This is a genomic window from Acinetobacter sp. GRABPA_MV_2, from assembly GCF_056725885.1.
In genome coordinates this window covers 32,560-51,070 of record NZ_JBWZNA010000024.1, presented here as the reverse complement: position 1 = coordinate 51,070, position 18,511 = coordinate 32,560, and the positions used below count along the sequence as shown (strand labels likewise).

14 protein-coding genes are annotated in these 18,511 nt (G+C 38.6%); 3 read left to right on the top strand and 11 right to left on the bottom strand.

Annotated elements, in window-relative coordinates; all coding sequences use genetic code 11:
• Positions 1 to 361 precede the first annotated feature (361 nt).
• Complete coding sequence (gene tyrS / locus ACXM0J_RS16800; RefSeq protein WP_017481201.1) at positions 362 to 1,594, bottom strand: tyrosine--tRNA ligase; 1,233 nt, start codon at positions 1,592 to 1,594, stop codon at positions 362 to 364.
• A 61-nt stretch (positions 1,595 to 1,655) separates the two neighbouring features.
• Here tyrS and ACXM0J_RS16795 point away from each other — a divergent pair, with 61 nt between their 5' ends.
• Positions 1,656 to 2,783 carry an anhydro-N-acetylmuramic acid kinase gene (locus tag ACXM0J_RS16795; RefSeq protein WP_017386211.1) on the top strand — a complete coding sequence of 376 codons (1,128 nt, stop codon included), beginning with the start codon at positions 1,656 to 1,658 and terminating at the stop codon, positions 2,781 to 2,783.
• A gap of 127 nt (positions 2,784 to 2,910) precedes the next feature.
• Positions 2,911 to 3,753: an alpha/beta fold hydrolase gene (locus tag ACXM0J_RS16790; RefSeq protein WP_086265158.1), complete on the top strand. Its 843-nt coding sequence runs from the start codon at positions 2,911 to 2,913 to the stop codon at positions 3,751 to 3,753.
• A gap of 60 nt (positions 3,754 to 3,813) precedes the next feature.
• Here the strand turns inward: ACXM0J_RS16790 and erpA are convergent, their stop codons facing one another.
• From erpA to ACXM0J_RS16770, 4 genes are all read right to left on the bottom strand, one after another.
• A complete protein-coding gene (gene erpA / locus ACXM0J_RS16785) occupies positions 3,814 to 4,149 on the bottom strand; it encodes an iron-sulfur cluster insertion protein ErpA (protein ID WP_002115421.1) in 336 nt (111 codons plus the stop codon).
• A 124-nt stretch (positions 4,150 to 4,273) separates the two neighbouring features.
• On the bottom strand, positions 4,274 to 5,278 hold the full coding sequence (locus tag ACXM0J_RS16780) for a putative solute-binding protein (RefSeq protein ID WP_086265157.1): 1,005 nt from the start codon (positions 5,276 to 5,278) through the stop codon (positions 4,274 to 4,276).
• A gap of 352 nt (positions 5,279 to 5,630) precedes the next feature.
• Positions 5,631 to 6,638: a putative solute-binding protein gene (locus tag ACXM0J_RS16775; protein ID WP_002115480.1), complete on the bottom strand. Its 1,008-nt coding sequence runs from the start codon at positions 6,636 to 6,638 to the stop codon at positions 5,631 to 5,633.
• A gap of 255 nt (positions 6,639 to 6,893) precedes the next feature.
• Positions 6,894 to 7,898, bottom strand: a complete 1,005-nt coding sequence (locus tag ACXM0J_RS16770; RefSeq protein ID WP_086265156.1) for a putative solute-binding protein — start codon at positions 7,896 to 7,898, stop codon at positions 6,894 to 6,896.
• 253 nt (positions 7,899 to 8,151) lie between these two features.
• Here ACXM0J_RS16770 and ACXM0J_RS16765 point away from each other — a divergent pair, with 253 nt between their 5' ends.
• Positions 8,152 to 10,080 (top strand): ATP-binding cassette domain-containing protein, encoded by a 1,929-nt coding sequence (locus ACXM0J_RS16765; protein WP_086265155.1) that lies wholly within the window; start codon positions 8,152 to 8,154, stop codon positions 10,078 to 10,080.
• A 50-nt stretch (positions 10,081 to 10,130) separates the two neighbouring features.
• Here ACXM0J_RS16765 and ACXM0J_RS16760 read toward each other — a convergent pair whose 3' ends face one another.
• The 6 genes from ACXM0J_RS16760 to dnaA form a co-directional block, all read right to left on the bottom strand.
• Entirely contained in the window at positions 10,131 to 11,057 is a 927-nt protein-coding gene (locus ACXM0J_RS16760) for a TolB family protein (protein WP_086265154.1), read from the bottom strand.
• 124 nt (positions 11,058 to 11,181) lie between these two features.
• Complete coding sequence (gene cybC, locus ACXM0J_RS16755; RefSeq protein ID WP_086265153.1) at positions 11,182 to 11,574, bottom strand: cytochrome b562; 393 nt, start codon at positions 11,572 to 11,574, stop codon at positions 11,182 to 11,184.
• Between the two features lie 35 nt (positions 11,575 to 11,609).
• Positions 11,610 to 14,078, bottom strand: a complete 2,469-nt coding sequence (gene gyrB, locus ACXM0J_RS16750; RefSeq protein ID WP_032005966.1) for a DNA topoisomerase (ATP-hydrolyzing) subunit B — start codon at positions 14,076 to 14,078, stop codon at positions 11,610 to 11,612.
• Between the two features lie 52 nt (positions 14,079 to 14,130).
• Positions 14,131 to 15,213 carry a DNA replication/repair protein RecF gene (gene recF / locus ACXM0J_RS16745; protein WP_086265152.1) on the bottom strand — a complete coding sequence of 361 codons (1,083 nt, stop codon included), beginning with the start codon at positions 15,211 to 15,213 and terminating at the stop codon, positions 14,131 to 14,133.
• Between the two features lie 14 nt (positions 15,214 to 15,227).
• Positions 15,228 to 16,376 (bottom strand): DNA polymerase III subunit beta, encoded by a 1,149-nt coding sequence (dnaN, locus tag ACXM0J_RS16740; protein WP_086265151.1) that lies wholly within the window; start codon positions 16,374 to 16,376, stop codon positions 15,228 to 15,230.
• A 97-nt stretch (positions 16,377 to 16,473) separates the two neighbouring features.
• A complete protein-coding gene (gene dnaA, locus ACXM0J_RS16735) occupies positions 16,474 to 17,883 on the bottom strand; it encodes a chromosomal replication initiator protein DnaA (RefSeq protein WP_086265150.1) in 1,410 nt (469 codons plus the stop codon).
• Between the last annotated feature and the right edge of the window lie 628 nt (positions 17,884 to 18,511).

Sequence of the window (18,511 nt, the reverse complement as noted above, 5' to 3'; positions counted from 1 at the left end):
GGGGTATTTCAGCCTTTTTCACTTGAGTGCCGTTTTTTTCTACTATTTTGCAAAAAAAGTGATATATGTGGCTTTTTTTTAGGCATTTTTAATACTTTTTATTAATTTTTATATTCAAGAACTTGGCCTATCTTATATTTTCTATGTCTTCAATACAGCTTATAGACATATATAGTCCCTTGATTCCTTAGAAACTATAGAGCAAATACTCTATTCCAAACTATATTTCTTCTTATTTTTTAACTTACTTCATTTATTATTAATTATGTTTAGATGGTTCCACGTGGAACGCTTAATTGATTTTATGATCCAGAAATAAAAAAAGCAGGATTACTCCTGCTTTTTTAACTATATAACATTCTTAGTCAGTGAAAATTACACGTGCAATTGCTTTTTTACCTGATTGAATAATAAAACTTCCTTTTTCTTTTACAGAGAAGCTTGCATCAACGGCATTCCAGTCAACTTTTACCGCACCACGAGCTACCGCATCTTTTGCCGCAGCTGCATTTGGGTTTAGGCCTGCTACACGTAAAATCGTAGCAATAAAGATTTCTCCTCCAAACTCACCAAGTGAAATAGTCACTTCTGGTGTGTCTTCAGGTACTTCACCTTCTGTAATACGGTTACCAGCACTCTTGTGGGCATTAGCAGCAGCTTCTGCATCATGGAAGCGTTCAACTAACTCAAGTGCGAGGATGCGTTTTACTTCTTGTGGATTACGACCAGCAGCAATTTCATCTAATAAAGCTTTGATCTCATCAAGAGATTTGAAGCTTAATAAATCGAAATAGCGTTCAATTAAAGAGTCTGGCATTGATAAAACTTTTTGGTACATTGCCCCTGGTGTATCAAATACACCAATATAGTTACCTAAAGATTTAGACATTTTATTTACACCATCTAGACCTTCTAGAATCGGCACAGTGATACACACTTGAGATTCTTGGCCATAACGGCTTTGTAAAGTACGACCCATAAGTAAGTTAAAGGTTTGGTCTGTACCGCCTAACTCAACGTCAGCTTCAAGCGCAATTGAGTCATAACCTTGAACTAAAGGATATAAAAACTCATGAATTGCAATCGGCTGATGGTTGCTATAACGCTTTGTAAAGTCATCACGCTCTAACATGCGAGATACAGTTTGCTGGCTTGCTAATTGAATAAGGTCAGCAGCAGACTTTTGATTAAACCATTCTGAGTTAAAACGTACTTTTGTTTTATTCGGGTCTAATATCTTGAATACTTGTTCTTGATAAGTTTTAGCGTTGGCTTCTACTTGTTCACGTGACAACGGCGGACGAGTTGCGCTTTTACCAGTTGGGTCACCAATCATGGCTGTATAGTCACCAATTAAGAAGGTAACTTCATGGCCCAAGTCTTGGAAAGTTTTTAGTTTATTAATAAGAACCGTATGTCCTAAATGTAAATCTGGTGCTGTAGGGTCAAAACCAGCTTTAATTTTAAGAGGACGATTCTCTTTAAGCTTTTTCAGTAAATCTTCTTCTGAAATAATTTCGTGCGTGCCTCGTTGGATGAGGGCAAGCTGTTCTTCGGCGGGCAAGAAATTTGACATCACAAAACCTAAACACATCAGTTATTCAATTTGTGCGATATACTAACATTTTTTCAGCGTCTTGCAGGGGAAGTTGCATATGAGCGCAATCTATATCGGCGTAATGACTGGCACTAGTATGGATGGTGTGGATATTGTAGCGGCTTCATTTGAGCCACTACAGCTTCATGCCACTCTTACGGTTCCATTCGAACCCGAGTTACGTGATGAGCTTATGGCATTAACTTTACCTGATGACAATGAAATTGACCGTATGGGTAAAGCTGATGTTGCTCTGGCCCAAATGATCGGCCACGGGATTAATACTCTCATTGAAAAGCATCAATTAGACCGTAGCCAAATTAAAGCAATTGGGTCGCATGGGCAAACCATTCGTCATCGTCCAGAACATGGCTTTACGCTACAAATTGGCGACCCCAACATCATTACTGAAATCACTCAGATTCCGGTTGTTTCAGATTTCCGTCGTAGAGATATGGCAGCAGGCGGTCAGGGCGCGCCATTAGTTCCGGCATTCCATCAAGCATTATTTCAACATCCAAGTATTCATCGTGTAATTTTGAATTTGGGTGGTATAGCTAATGTGAGTATGTTGCCTGCCAATAACAGTGACGGTGTATTTGGTTTTGATACAGGTCCTGCAAATATTTTAATGGATGCGTGGTGCCATCGCCATACAGGTCATCCATATGATGAAAATGGTGATTGGGCTGCCTATGGTCACCCTATTCGCTCTTTACTCGACCGTCTCCATGCACATGAATATTTCTCTAAAGAACCGCCTAAGAGCACAGGACGTGAAGACTTTAATATTGACTGGTTGGATGATCAGTTAATCGATTGGCGAAATGATTTAACCTATGATGAGTTAGAAGATACACCTGAAAACATCCAAGCAACCCTATTAAAACTCACTGTGCGTGCAATTCAAAAAGCAATTTATCGCTCTGAGATGGAAACAGGCGAAGTGTATGTTTGTGGTGGTGGTGCTTATAACTCTTATTTACTAGAGCAATTACGTTGGCGTTTACGTAAACATAATTGGTCTGTTCAACCTACCGATGTGTTAGGACTTTCCCCTACTTGGGTCGAGGCTACAGCATTTGCATGGTTAGCAATGCGCTTTGTAGATGGTTTAAGTGGTAATTTGCCAGCAGTAACAGGTGCTTCGGATTTCAGAATTCTAGGTACGATCACGGCGGTATAAAGCTATTTATCGATTTGATTGGTCAGATTCGACCTCATAGCACATTTACTGACCCGAAATGCTGTTATGTAAATGAGCATAAGAACTCATGATAAATGCCAACAAAAATGATTTAAGGCATGTTTTCATGGATCTGACCAAACGTATTCATCAATACACACGTGGGGTTTGGACATTCGATGTAATTGATTCAGGCCCTATAGATGGTCCACTCGTTGTTTTATTGCATGGTTTTCCAGAAACTGCTCATAGTTGGGAGCAAACCTCTGAATTATTGCATCAGCATCAATTTAGAACACTTGCAATTCATCAACGTGGTTATAGTTTAAATGCTAGGCCTCAAAGCCGATTTCAATATTCATTGAGTGAACTTGTAGAAGATGTGGCAAGTTTCATTGAGCAGCTTGGCCAGCCAGTTTATTTAATTGGGCATGACTGGGGCTCGGCAATCGCTTCGGGCATTGCGATGAAGTATCCACAATATATTCAGCATCTCACTTTAGTTTCTGTGCCCCATCAAGCTGCTTTTTTAAAAGCTTGTTTAAGCAGCAGACAACTTTTTAAATCTTATTATTTTGCAATTTTTCAGCTACCCATTCTGCCCGAACTTTTATTTAAAAAGATACCTAAATTGGGTCGTAAGTTTCTAAAGTCATCAGGTATGACTGAACAGCAAATTGCTATATTCGAGACTGAGTTTATAAAAGAAAATAGATTAACTACGGCGTTGAATTGGTATCGTGGCTTTTTTTGGGACAAACCTCAAAATCCGTTTAAAGCCATAGATGTCCCCACCCTTTTTATTTGGGGTAAACATGATATTGCCGTTACAGAAAAAAGTGCCGAGCTAAACTCACATTATTTTAAAAATAGTTATGAAGCAGTTTTTATGGATGCGTCGCATTGGATTCCATATCAGAATGCACCTGAACTTGTGCAATATTTTTTAGAATCTGTTTGTAAAAGATAATGATCTGATCAATAAAAAAACCTCTCAAAATAGAGAGGTTTTTTAAATTTTAAAATTCTTTTAAATCGAGAATGAAGAACCACAACCACATGTTGTTGTTGCATTCGGGTTTTGTACGATAAAACGTGAACCTTCAAGACCTTCTACATAGTCAACTACTGAGCCAATTAAATATTGATAGCTAAGTGAGTCAACCAGCATTTTTACATCGCCATTTACGAATTCTGCATCATCTTCATTTACGCTTTCAGCAAAATTGAAGCCATACGAAAACCCTGAACACCCGCCTCCTGTTACATATACACGTAACATGAGATCGTCATTCCCTTCACTATCACGGAGTTGGCGTACCTTATTGGCAGCATTATCTGTCAAAACTAGAGCTTGGGCATTCATGATGATTGTTCCTCGGATTTTGCTGTGCCTTTCAAAATAAAAAAGACCCTATATTGAGTATAGCATAATCAATATAGGGTCTGTCTTCGAAGTTTAAAGCGAATCTTGAGTATTTTTATCAAGATTATTTGTAATTCTCATCCTGTAAGCCACATTCGAAGTTTTTAGCATCTTGCTTACAACGGAATTGCCAAAGGAGTTTCATCATACGTTTATCGTATACACCACGTTGTGTAAGGTTAATTCGAGACTCCCGCATAAGCTTTTGGTAGCCTGGCTTATCGGCTGCTGGGACATCCATCCAGTATTTTTGTGGAATATCAGCTTTCATTTTACCCAAGATAGTAAAAGCACGTGGCAGCTGACCCGAAACCCATTCCCTAGATTTCTGGCCAAAACCAGCTGGGAACTTATCAGGACGGATAATAATATTTCCTGTGACCTGTAAGATCGGATAATTCACGATCGCACCTTTTGTTCCTAAACCTTTTTGTAGTTCTAAAGGCTTAAATGCTGCTGCTGGCGCACCAATAATATCAACTTGATGATTATTAAATTTCGCACCAAAATTTGTTACGTCAGCACTAACAGCCTGTGCCCCGACCTGCTGAACCATAATTTTTTGTGCTTCATCATAATCAAGCACAGCGATTTTTTTACCAGCAGCTTTCGCTACTGTATTGATGCTACGGTCATTTACTAAAAGGTAAGCATCACCAACGGGAATAATACCGACGACCTCATAGCGTCCATTAACCATGTATTTACTAAAGGTTTGGCTCGCTAAGCCTTGCATGACTTTAACAGCAAGTTTGAGATCTGGAATCGCACCAATTGCATCTAATGAACCAGTAAATGAGTTGAATTGACGCCCGCGCATTCCTGACACGCTAATACCATCACATTTACCCGCTTTAAAATCTTCAGCAATCACGGCTTCATTCTGGTTTACTTTAAGCTCGATATCAGCTCCCCAGTTTTTAGCGGCAAGCTGATAATCCTTCATCAGCGCATAGACATCGCCATTTTTACCAACGAAGTCAAAAACACATACTGTTTGTTTAGCCTCGGCTGCAAAAGAAACTGTTGTAAGTCCCAACGCAAGTAATAGCTTTTTGGAAAATTGCATATTCTTTTTCCTTTCCTTGTGGAGTTTTTGTTTTTCGATACCAAGAAATTTCACACCGATAAGGAGTGAATCGGATAGGCTTCATATAAAAATCATGTTGGAATATTTTTATAGACCGTATTTGCTTTTATGATTTTATTTCCATGGAAAATAGATAGCGATTTACCTACCTATTAGCAATTATTTTAATCACTTAAGTCCTTGATCTATTTTTATACCTTCATGTTTCCTTATGAAGTTTTTATCTAAATTTAGCTTAACGTCTTTCTAACTAACCACAATGGCAGAACTGACAGCGTATATAAAACAAAAAGCCTAGAACTCAGTCTAGGCTTTCTGAAGGAAATTAGGATTATTCACCAGGCATTGAACATTCAAAGTTAGCCTTGTCTACAGAACAACGTGCTTTTTTGAGTACAGACATCATTCCTGCATCGTAAACACCACGTTTAGTTAAGTCCATACGGCCATCACGCAACATTTTTTGATACTTAAGTTTATCTTCTGCACTTAAGTTCATTTTGTATTTACCAGGAATTTGCGCTTCTAAACGGTTGATCATTGCAAAGCTCTTCGGTAACTGTTTAACAAACCAGTCACGAGATTTTTGACCAAAACCAGCTGGGAATTTATCAGAACGTAATACTAGATCTGCTGTAACGTGTAATACAGGGAAGTTCCACATTACACCGTTTGCGCCTAAACCTTTATTTAACTCTAATGGTTTGTAAGCATAAGCAGGCGCACCTACCATATCTACCTGACCATTGTTGAATTTAGCAGCAAAGTTTGAAATATCAGAAAGAACTGCTTGAGCTCCTACACGTTGCACCATAATTTTTTGTGCGTCGTCATAGCCAAGTACAGCGAATTTTTTACCCGCAGCTTTTTCAACAGAGTTGATGTTTTTGTCACGTACGAAAATGAATGCTGAACCTAGTGGAGAAATACCAGCAACTTCGTATTTTTTACCACCCATATTTGTGGTCATTTTTGCTGCATTACGCGCATCTAATACATAGGTAATTGCACGTTGAGCGATTTGGTTATTTGGAACACCACCAAGTGAGTCGATAGATCCTGCGAATTTGTTATATTGGCGTGCACGCATTGCTGTCATTGCTACAGCATCACACTTACCAGCTTTAAAATCATTATCAGCAACAGCCTCGTCCTGACGAGGAACTAAGTTAATTTCAGTACCCCAGCCTTTTGCAGCAAGAGCCCATTCTTCCATCATTTTATATGAGTCGCCTGCTTTTCCTAAGAGGTCGAATACACATACGGTACTCGCTGCTTGCGCTGAAGCAGAAAAACCAACAACAGAAGCGGCAGCCATAGCAAGTACGATTTTTTTCATTTTCTTCATCCTTCCACGGAACAGATTTTTTGTTTGAAGTTTCCTTTCAAACACAGATATTAATCATGTTTTTTAGAAAAAAATAGAGCTTTTACTCAAATATTTTTATCTCATTGAACCATTGTTTGTTAGATTTAAATTATTTATTAGCAGTAAAAATCACTAAGTTTCCGTAAGTTACTTTTTATATTCACAATTTTCATACCCATATTCAGCTTTGAAATATATGTAGCGTTTTTGTGTTTAAAAAATCATCTACTCACCACTAAGAGTACATTCAAAATTTGTCCGCTCAACTGTACAGCGCGCACGTTTCAGTACACTCATCATTGTTGCATCGTATACACCTTGTTTTGTTAAATTGAGACGGCCTTCACGTAAAATTTTTTGATATTTAGTTTTGTCTTCTACAGAAAAATTCATTTTAATTTTTGATGGTACGCCCATTTCTAGCCGTTTTATCATGGCAAAGTTCTGGGGTAATTGTTGTGTAAACCAAGTACGAGACTTTATACCGAAATCTGTGGGGAACTTATCACTTCGGGCAATTAAATCACCCGTAACATTAACCACGGGAAAAGTAAACATTGCTCCTTTCGTTCCAACCCCTTTGCCAATCTCTAAAGGTTTATAAGCATAAGCGGGTGCAGCAATCGCATCGACTTGGCCACTATTAAACTTTTTCACAAAATCAGTAATTTCTGAAGGAATAGGCTTAGCACCAACGCTTTCCACCATAATTTTTTGTGCTGCGTCATATTGCAAAATAGCAAATTTAGTCCCACGTACTTTTTCAATTGAGTTGAGGTTTTTATCTCTCACAAATAAATAAGCCAACCCAATCTGAACAATACCAACGACCTCGTAATTGGTTCCATTTTGTGCAGTAACCATACGATGTTTATTACGCTTATCTAAAACGTAACTGATGGCTTTTTGGGCAATTGCATTACTGGTTACTCCCCCAATAGCATCAATCGAACCTGCAAATTTATTGTAGTTTCGCGCCCGCATGGAAGTCATATAAGCGGCATCGCACTTACCTTCACGCAGTCTACGGTCAACTAAGCCTTCATCTTGAAATGGAATTAAAGTGATATCTGCTTGCCATTCTTTCGCTGCAAGCGCCCACTCTTCCATCATTTTATAGGATTCACCTGACTTGCCCAATAAATCAAACACACAGACATTTTGCCCTGCATGCACTGTCCCCACAGCACAGCAAAATGCTGCGCCAATCATCCCCAATCTTTTTTTCATTTGACTTTCCTTAGTCTAGTTTTATTAGCAGCTCATTAATCAACCAAATTTTAAACTGTTTTTATTTTAGCCATATTTTTTAAAAAGTATTCTATCTTGTTCAATATTTTGAAAATTTCGGATGAATAGCAAGATTTAGAATGTCTTGATATATGCAATTATTAACGACTGCTCACTAAAATCCGGAAAATTTTGTTTTCATCGACAGTTCTCTTTAAAATACAGCATCCCTAACTCACCTCGATAAAATAAGATGATTCAATTTGACCAAGTTTCTTTACGCCGCGGTGGACGTGTTCTATTTCAAAAAGCGTCTATGCAATTACACCCAGGTTGGAAGATTGGTCTAACTGGGGTGAATGGTGCAGGTAAATCGACCTTATTTGCTGCATTACTTGGAAGTTTAGGTGCTGATGAAGGTTCACTCACTCGTCCTTCAGGCTGGACCGTGGCGCATATGGCGCAAGAAGTAAAAGCCCTAGATATGCCTGCAATTGATTTTGTTCTTTCAGGTGATGAAGAGTTTTGGGATATTCAGAATAAGCTTGCTCAACCAGATCAACTGAGTGATTTTGAATTGGCTAAATTGCATGGCCGCTTTGATGAAATTCATGGTTATTCAGCACCCTCTAAAGCTGCGCAGCTCATGGCAGGTCTGGGCTTTCTAGAAAATCAATTACGTTTGAATGTTGAGAGCTTCTCAGGTGGATGGCGTATGCGTTTAAATTTAGCGCGTACCCTCATGAGTCGTTCTGATCTACTCTTACTGGATGAGCCAACAAACCACTTAGATTTGGATGCAATTCTGTGGTTAGAAGATTGGCTTAAAGCCTATGAAGGTACACTCATTCTAATTTCGCATGACCGCGACTTTTTAGATGCGATTACAGATCATATTCTTCACATTGAAAATCAGGAACTCACGCTTTACACCGGGAACTACTCTACATTTGAAACCACGCGTAGTGAACGTCTTGCCCAGCAACAACAAGCTTTTGAGAAGCAGCAAGAAACACGTGCTCATCTACAAAAGTTTATTGACCGTTTTAAGGCAAAAGCGACTAAAGCTCGTCAGGCACAAAGTCGTATTAAACAACTTGAGCGCATGCAGCAACTTGCACCAGCCCATGTAGATACGCCGTTTACATTTAGTTTCCGTGAACCGACTAAAATGAGTTCACCATTGCTGACTTTAGACAGTGCCAGCATTGGTTACGGCGATAAGCAAATAGCCGAAAAAATTAGATTACAAATTACACCAAACTCACGTATTGGTTTACTGGGTATGAACGGCGCAGGTAAGTCAACACTGATTAAAAGCTTGGTTGGTGATTTACCACTCTTGGCAGGTGAACGTAAAGCTTCTGAGCTGCTTAATATTGGTTACTTTGCGCAGCACCAGATGGATGCTTTAGATGGCAATGCTAGCCCAATGCTACAGCTTGCACGTATAGCAGATAAACAAATTAGTGAAGCCACTCTACGTTCATTCTTAGGTAGTTTTGGCTTTAGTGGTGAACGCATGGATACACCATGTGAAAGCTTTTCTGGTGGAGAACGCGCTCGTTTAGCCCTAGCACTCATTGTATGGCAGCGTCCAAATGTTTTAATTCTCGATGAACCAACAAACCATTTAGATCTTGATATGCGTCATGCACTGAGCATGGCATTACAAGATTTTGAAGGTGCAGTTGTTCTGGTTTCCCACGAACGTCAACTTATTGCAAGTGTATGTGATGAGCTTCTTTTGGTACATGGTGGTAAATGTACTGAGTTCGAGGGTGATTTACAGGACTATGCTAAATGGCTACGTGAAGCACGTCAGCAACAAATCAATGCCCAGACTGCTGTCGCACAGAACAACTCTTCCTCTGCCGCTCCAGCGCCGGCTAAAGTTGATAAAGAAGCACAGCGTAAAGAAGCAGCTCGCCGTCGTGAACAGACTCGACCTATTCGTAAAAATATTGAAAAGGTTGAATCACAAATTGAAAAGCTACAACCGCAGCTCGCCAAAATTGAAGAATCCTTAGCAGACACATCTTTATATGAGGCTGCACGTAAGGATGATCTACTCAAACTTATGAATGAGCAGACAGAGCTGAAAGCTAAACTTGAGCAACACGAAGAGCAGCTTTTGGAACTCATGATGGAATTAGAAGAAATGGAAGCTTCTTTTGATTAATCCATTTTCTAAAATAAAAAAGCCGATTTCTTAATCGGCTTTTTTATTCGTTAATAAGGCGTATAAAAAGCCCCTAATTCATTTAAATTGGTATTTATCGGTAAAGGCCAAACACTGCTTGATAAGCTGTCTGCAATATATAAATCGTATCCGCCTCGACTCCCTGTTTGTCCTGCAAGAGACACCACCATGTAACGCTGATCTAAAGGAGCTGGATCGGAAGTATCATAATTAATATTGTTAAATGACAAACGTGTGGTTTGTTTATTAGCCATATCATAAATATATATCTGGTCATGAGGATTTGTTGAACTGTACCAGCGTACATATAAGAACCGACTTCCTTGCCACCATACTGGATAATATGAAGCGATATTGGTCAGCTGTGTATCATAAGCACCCGATTGATCAATACTGAAAATTCTAGAATTATTTCCAGCACCTTTCGCATATAAAATTTGGGTGGTATTCACCATCGGATAAGGCATCGATTCTTCTATATCCCAACCATTTTGAGTAACATAAGTCATCGTCCGATCCGTCATTTTAACGATTTTTAAATCGCCATTTTGTTTAAAAATAATACGCTGGTTATCTATGAATTTAGGATCTTCATCACGCTTATTATTCCCCTGAGTTAAGTTAATAGGTAACTCACCACTTCCGACTTTCCAAACATATACATCCCATGCATCACCATAATGCTGCCCAGAGTTCACTCCCATGAAAGTTAACCATTTTCCATCTGGAGAAAAATGGCCATTCATCATATGATCAATTTTCCAATTTGCACCGAGTAATGTGGTCTGCTGTGTTGTGAAGTTATAAAGATAAAGCTTACTGTCCCATGCGTCATAATCACTGTAACGATGAAATACTAATTTTCCATAAAAGGTGGGGGCTATCGCAGCATGCAATTGAAATAAGCAATTAAAAAATATGATTCCAATGCATAAGAATTTTTGTGTTTTTTTCAAAATTATATTCTCTTGATATAAATGAAAACTACCATCTAAATGATAGTTTAAAAGTTAAGTTCTTATAAAAGAAAAGGCTTTGTCTTAAATTAAACAAAGCCTTTTCTTTAATCATCATAAAAAATTATCTAAATTTTTTATGATTTTCATTTCGTATTTTGACTAAATTGATTGCTTCAGCTTTGGCTTGATCTAATTGTCCTTGCTCAACTAAAACAGTTACTTTATCAATTTCAGCAACAAGCTGATCTAAACCAGCTTGATACTCTTTTACCTTTACATTTTCTGATGGTAATCCTTCGAGCCTATGCGGTAAATACTGCTTAGAAGAAACGGCTGCTTCACGCATTAAAACAAGCTGTTGTTTCGCTTTATCAACATCCATCGTTTCAGCAAATGCTTTAGTACTCTTAGCTAAAGTTTTCATATTCGCTTCTAGGTCTGCCGCCGAAACAGCAGAACTTCCTAAAAACGCACATGAAATTAATAGGCTAGCTAATAATTTCTGACTCATCATTCTCTCCCTAGACTGATTTAGAATCATGTTATGAATTAAGCATCAATATCCGCATTTAAAGCATTCTCTTCGATGAATGCACGACGCGGTTCAACATCATCCCCCATCAAGCAAGAGAACATACGATCTGCTTCAATCGCATCATCAATTGTCACCTGCAACATATTACGGTTTTCAGGATCCATTGTTGTTTCCCAAAGCTGCTCAGCATTCATCTCGCCAAGACCTTTATAGCGTTGAATCATCATACCGCGACGAGAATCTTGCAAGATATGTTGCCAAACTTGATGGAAGTTAGCTACTTGAATACGGCGGTCACCTTTTTGTAAATAAGCACCTTCTTCAAGTAAAGTGAACCAACTCTTCGAGTTTTTCAGTAAACGTGCATATTCAGCTGAATTCAATAAAGCTGCATCAAGCAAATACGCATGCGGCAAGTTATGTACATACACCGTAATACGTGGCCAATAATGCGCAGATTTTTCACCTTGAGCATTTTCACGTTCAAAGGCCTCTAGTGAGATTTCTGGACGTAAACTTGGCTGTAATCTGGTAATGATATCGCGCACCTGATCAGCCCATTGTTGTACATAAGCTTTATCATGGTTTTGATCACTCTTGAATGCTTCTACTTCAAGTAAAGCATCCAATAAGCTAGCTGGATAACGTAAAGTTAAGCGCTGTAAGCTCTTTTGTGAAACTTGATAGTCTTGAATCACCTTCGCAAGTGCTTCACCAGTAATTGCAGGTGCTTCAGCATTGGTATGCAAAGATAGCTCATCAATCGCATTTGAGATGAGATAAGTTTCTAACGCGTCATTATCTTTGATGTATTGTTCTTGTTTACCTTTCTTCAACTTATACAATGGTGGCTGAGCAATATAAATATGCCCACGCTCAACCAATTCCGGCATTTGACGGAAGAAGAATGTTAACAATAAGGTGCGGATATGCGAACCATCTACGTCGGCATCGGTCATGATAATGATTTTATGATAGCGAAGCTTATCAGGATTATATTCTTCACGCCCAATACCACAGCCAAGTGCAGTGATTAAAGTACCCACTTCCTGACTAGAAATCATTTTGTCAAAACGTGCACGTTCAACGTTCAGAATTTTACCTTTCAACGGTAAAATAGCCTGCATTTTACGATTACGTCCTTGCTTAGCACTACCACCAGCAGAGTCACCCTCGACTAGATATAATTCAGAAAGTGCTGGGTCTTTTTCCTGACAATCTGCCAATTTACCTGGTAAACCAGCAATATCAAGTGCACTCTTACGACGTGTCATTTCACGAGCTTTACGCGCAGCATCACGTGCACGCGCAGCATCAATAATTTTACCGGCAATCGATTTTGCAGCTTGCGGATTTTCAAGTAAGTAAGCAGAGAACTCTTTGTTCATTGCTTGCTCAACCGCTGGTTTTACTTCACTCGATACCAGTTTTTCTTTAGTTTGAGATGAGAACTTAGGATCAGGTACTTTTACCGAAATAATCGCGGTTAAACCTTCACGGGCATCATCACCTGTCACATTGACTTTTTCTTTCTTGAGAATATTTTCATTTTCAAGATATTGGTTAAGACCACGTGTTAAAGCCGCACGGAAACCTGCTAAATGAGTACCACCATCCTTTTGAGGAATATTGTTGGTAAAACAACGTACGTTTTCTTGATAACTTTCATTCCACTGCAATGCAACTTCTACACCAATACCGTTTTCTGTATCTGCGGTGAAATGGAAAATCTCGTTTAGATGAGTTTTACCTTCGTTAATGTATTTTACAAACTCAGATAAACCACCTTCGTAGTCATATACATGCTCAAGGTTAATACGTTCATCACGTAAAACAATGCGCACGCCCGCGTTTAAAAATGAAAGCTCTCGTAAACGACGCGCTAGAATTTCAACGTTAAAAATGGTTTGACTAAAAGTTAGCTCACTTGGCCAAAAACGTACAGTTGTACCACTGCTATCCGTTTCACCAATCACACGTAATGGATATTGCGGATCACCGTGGTGATATTCTTGTTCGTGCACTTGGCCAGCGCGATTAATAATTAAATGCAATTTACTCGAAAGCGCATTTACAACCGAAACACCTACGCCGTGCAAACCACCTGAAACTTTATAGCTATTGTCATCAAACTTACCGCCTGCGTGCAAGATAGTAAGAATTACTTCCGCTGCAGAAACCCCTTCTTCAGGGTGGATATCGGTTGGAATACCACGGCCATTATCAGAAACACTTACTGATTCATCTTCGTGAATCGTAACAATAATTTCGTCACAATGTCCTGCTAAAGCTTCATCGATTGCGTTATCGACAACCTCGAATACCATATGGTGTAAACCGGTACCGTCGTCTGTATCCCCAATATACATCCCCGGACGTTTACGAACTGCATCTAATCCACGTAATACTTTAATACTAGAGGAATCATAAGCCTTTTCATTGGTTTGTTCTGTTTGAGAGGCTGATTGAGACTCTGAACTCATGGTTTCTCCCTAGCAAATATAGGTTTATTCAAAGATGGGTAACATCAAAAAATTATGGTGAAGCAAGACTAACTTGACCGGATTCAACATTGAATAATTGATATGAAATAGACAGATCATGTAAGTGTTTTTTTACCGATGCATGATCTAAAGTTGTCATAAAAACCTGGCTACCAAGTTGGCTTAATCGTTCAATTAAACGTTGTTGTGCGGTTAAGTCTAATTCTGCTGTCAGATCATCTAATAATACCACAGTTTCCTTATTACTCGCATGCAACATTGCAATTTGTGACAGTTTTAAGGCAATAATCAAGAGTTTTTTCTGACCTCTTGATAAAACAACGTCAGCATGTCCAAACGGGGTTTTTAAGCGCAAATCTGCACGATGTGGGCCATATTCGGTATAGCGTCGTTCGATGTCTTTTTGATGTTGATCGAGCAAGTCTTGCATGAGTCCCTGCTCTGTATGAAAACCGGGACTATATTCCAGCTCAATCTCTAAATCAGGTAGCAATTGACTTAAATCATTTTGAAAAAAGACATTCCATTGTTCCACAATACTTAACCGCTGAGAGTGTAAAATTTCACCATAATCACTCAACATCTTGTTCCACGGTTCTAAATCCGCTAAAGAAAGATTTCGTCTACTTTTAAGTAAAGTATTACGTTGTTTCAATGCACGTGAATAATATTGCCATGCAAAATAAAACTCAGGTTCCACGTGGAACATCAACCAATCTAAAAGCTGCCGCCGAGGTTTTGCCCCATGGTCAATAATATCTGTACTTTGTGGATCAATATGCTGCAAAGGAAGCAGTTTAGCGAGTTGCCCTTGTGTAGCCACCGTATCGCCGTTGACCTTCATCAACTGCTCACCAGAAGCTAACTTTTGCATACCAATTTTTTCAGTTGCAGACTGCGCGAAGACAATCGCATCGTCAGCAGAGTACTGAATATAATTTTTAGGTATATGGGTACGAAACGACCGCCCTGTTGCAAGCAAATGGATTGCTTCCAGTATTGAAGTTTTTCCTGAACCGTTAGCGCCATAAAATACATTAAACGGTTGCAACCCTTGGAGTGCAACCGTTTTTAAATTACGCACACGTTCAATATTTAAACGCGTAAGATGCATATGAAATAGCCAGATTATACACGCATCGGCATAACGACATAGGTTTGATCAGGATGTGCCGGATCCTGAACCAATACAGACTGGTTTGCCTCAGTCATGCTCATATTTACATCATCACCATCAAGCACACCTAAAACATCTAGCAAATATTGCGCATTAAATGACATTTCAAGTGGTATGTTTTGATACTGAATAGCTAAATCTTCAATCGCTTCGTCTTGTTCTGGGTTATTTGCACGCAGCTGTAATGAATCTTGATTAAAATTCAAGAAAACACCACGTAACTTCTCATTACTCAAAATTGCAACGCGTTGTAATGATTGTTTGAACACATCATGGCTAATTAATACATGTTTATCGCCACCACGTGGAATCACACGACGATAATCAGGGAATTTTCCATCAATCAATTTAGTAGTAAAGCGAACAGTGATATCACCCTGCTCTTTATCACGACTTGGCGTATTAATCGTTACATTTAGTAATTCACGGCCAATAAGCAACGTTAATTGTTCATCTTCAATGCTAAGTAAACGCTGTAATTCCCCCACAGCTTTGCGAGGCACAATTGCTTGAACCAATTGAGATGAGGTAGAAGAAGCTGTAATTTCACAAAGTGCTAAACGGTGACCATCTGTTGTTACCGCACGCAATTGACTTTCATCAATTTCTAATAAAGTACCAGTTAAATAGAAACGTACATCTTGTACAGCCATCGCAAAAGCAGTTTTTTCAAATAAACGCTTTAACTCACGTTGAGTGACCTGTACTTGTGTACCCTGACTATTTTCAGTGGTCAATAATGGGTAATCTTCTGCTGGTAAAGTACCTAAAACAAAACGACTATTACCAGATTTTAAAATACATCTTTGATCTTCAGTAATTTGTAAGTCGATCAATGCAGCTGTTGGCAATGATTTACAAATTTCCATCAACTTACGAGCAGGAACAGTTGTTTCACCTGCTTCAATGCATGCCCCTTCTGTTAAAACAGTACTGGCAACCAGCTCGACTTCTAAATCAGAACCAGTAATGGTGAGTGCCTGAGCATTAGCCTGAATTTTGACGTTTGAAAGAATATTCAATGTATGACGACGTTCTACCGCACCGACAACATGCGATAAAACATTGAGTAAGCTTTCTTTAGCGATTTTCAAACGCACGATTCATTCCTCTAGCAACTTGGAGCAAATATTTCATTTTTTAGCTGTGTACTATGCTGCACTTACGTAGACTTTGCAACAACGTCTTATTATTTCATTAACTCTGAAGTAAACGCAGTAGATTTTTATAATCTTCGTCAAAAATCGGATCTTCTTCTCGTAGACTCACAACTTTTTCACAGGCATGCATTACGGTACTATGGTCACGCCCACCAAAAGCCATTCCAATCTCGGGAAAGCTATCACCAGTTAACTCACGAGCAAGTCCCATTGCCAACTGACGTGGTCGCGCATAGATTCGAGTTCGTTTTGGGCCAACCAATTCTTTTAACGGAATACGGAAATATTCACTGACCACACGTTGGATATTTTCCACACTAATCGTACGTGCACGGATTGCCAACACATCTTTTAAAGACTCACGGACAACATCAAGATCGATTGGCGCACCTTTAAATCGAGAAATTGCTACAACTTTATTAAGTGCACCTTCAAGTTCACGTACGTTAGCAACCACTTGCTGAGCAATAAATAATGCACAATTTCGAGGTAAATCAACGCCGCTATTTTCGGCTTTTTTCAATAGAATTTCGATACGAGTTTCAATATCTGGCGGTTCAACGCCTACTGAAAGACCCCAAGAAAAGCGAGAAACCAAACGCGGGTCTAACTCGGTCAATTCTTTTGGATAACGATCTGAAGTTAAAATAATCTGTTTAGATTCATCAAGTAATGCATTGAATGTATAAAAGAATTCAACCAAACTTGCTTCTTTACCTGCTAAAAGATGAATATCATCGACCAACAATAAATCTAAAGAACGGCAATTTTTCTTAAATTCTTCAACTTTGCCTTTTTGCAAAGAACTTACAAAATCCTGAACGAAGCTCTCAGAGGTCATATACATCACCCGTGCATTAGGCTTGGCTTGCAATAAAGCATTACCAACTGCCTGCATCAAGTGAGTCTTACCCAATCCTGTCGGACCATATAAGAATAAAGGGTTATGCTGTGAAGCACCTAATTGTGTTAATACCTTTCTACATGTTTCAGCAGCCATCTGGTTCGAACGGCCTTCAACAAATAAAGAAAAAGTAAATTGGGGGTTTAATAGTTTCTTTTTCGGTGTTTTTGCGTTCACTACGCTATTAGTAGTAGGTGAACTGGAAATAGAATCTGGTTCTTTTTTTACTTTAATACTTTGTGGGGGCGCAGTTTGCAAAGCAGCAGTTGTAGTTGCTGGCTGCTCACCTGAAGACAAAATACTACCAGGACGAGAATCAACTAAAATCTCAACCTGACGTACACGCCCTTCTGATAACTGTTCGGCCAATATAGAAATTAATTCTAAATGGTTCTCTTGAATGTAACGCGTCCAATAAGGGTTAGGTGCATAAAGACGCAGTATTCCTTCTACTTCTTCAGCAACTAATGGGCGAATCCACATCGCAAAGACGTTATCAGAGAGCTCTTGTCGCAAGCGAGTTAAGCAGTCTGTCCAAAGCATGTGTATCCCCTATTTCTGCGTTTTTAAATTCAAATAATCTAAAGATTAACCCTTCCTGATAAGAAGGGGTCGCCATTCTAACCAAGTTATCCACATCTGTCATGACGATTTCGTTTGATTTTGTCCAAAAAGAAATCTCTTGTGAATAAATTTAAATTCAAAAGGGCTTGTGTATAACTTTTTGCACAACCTGTGGATAAATTAGCACATAAACTTATCCACAATCCATAAATATAATAAAAACAGAGTTATCAACAATTCAAATATATGTTTTTTAAATTTAAAAGTGTGAAATCCACAGAAAAAGTGCTCCCTAATAAGAATAAATTTAAATTTCTAAATTTGAATTTATTTAATAGGGTGACGATCTTTTGTGGATAACTACAAAATATGAATTTAAATTCAAATATAGCAAATCGAAAGCAAAAGGATATCTTCTTTTGTTGATAAATATGTATATAAGGTATGTATATATTAAAAGTTATAATAAAAATAGACAATTAGTTTGTGTATAACTTTCAAAACTATATTTTGCACTGAATTATGGCAAGGATAAAAAGAACTAAAGAGATTAAAAATTTGGGTTAAATACAAAACTTTCTTGGTTTTTCATTGACAGCGTAAACAT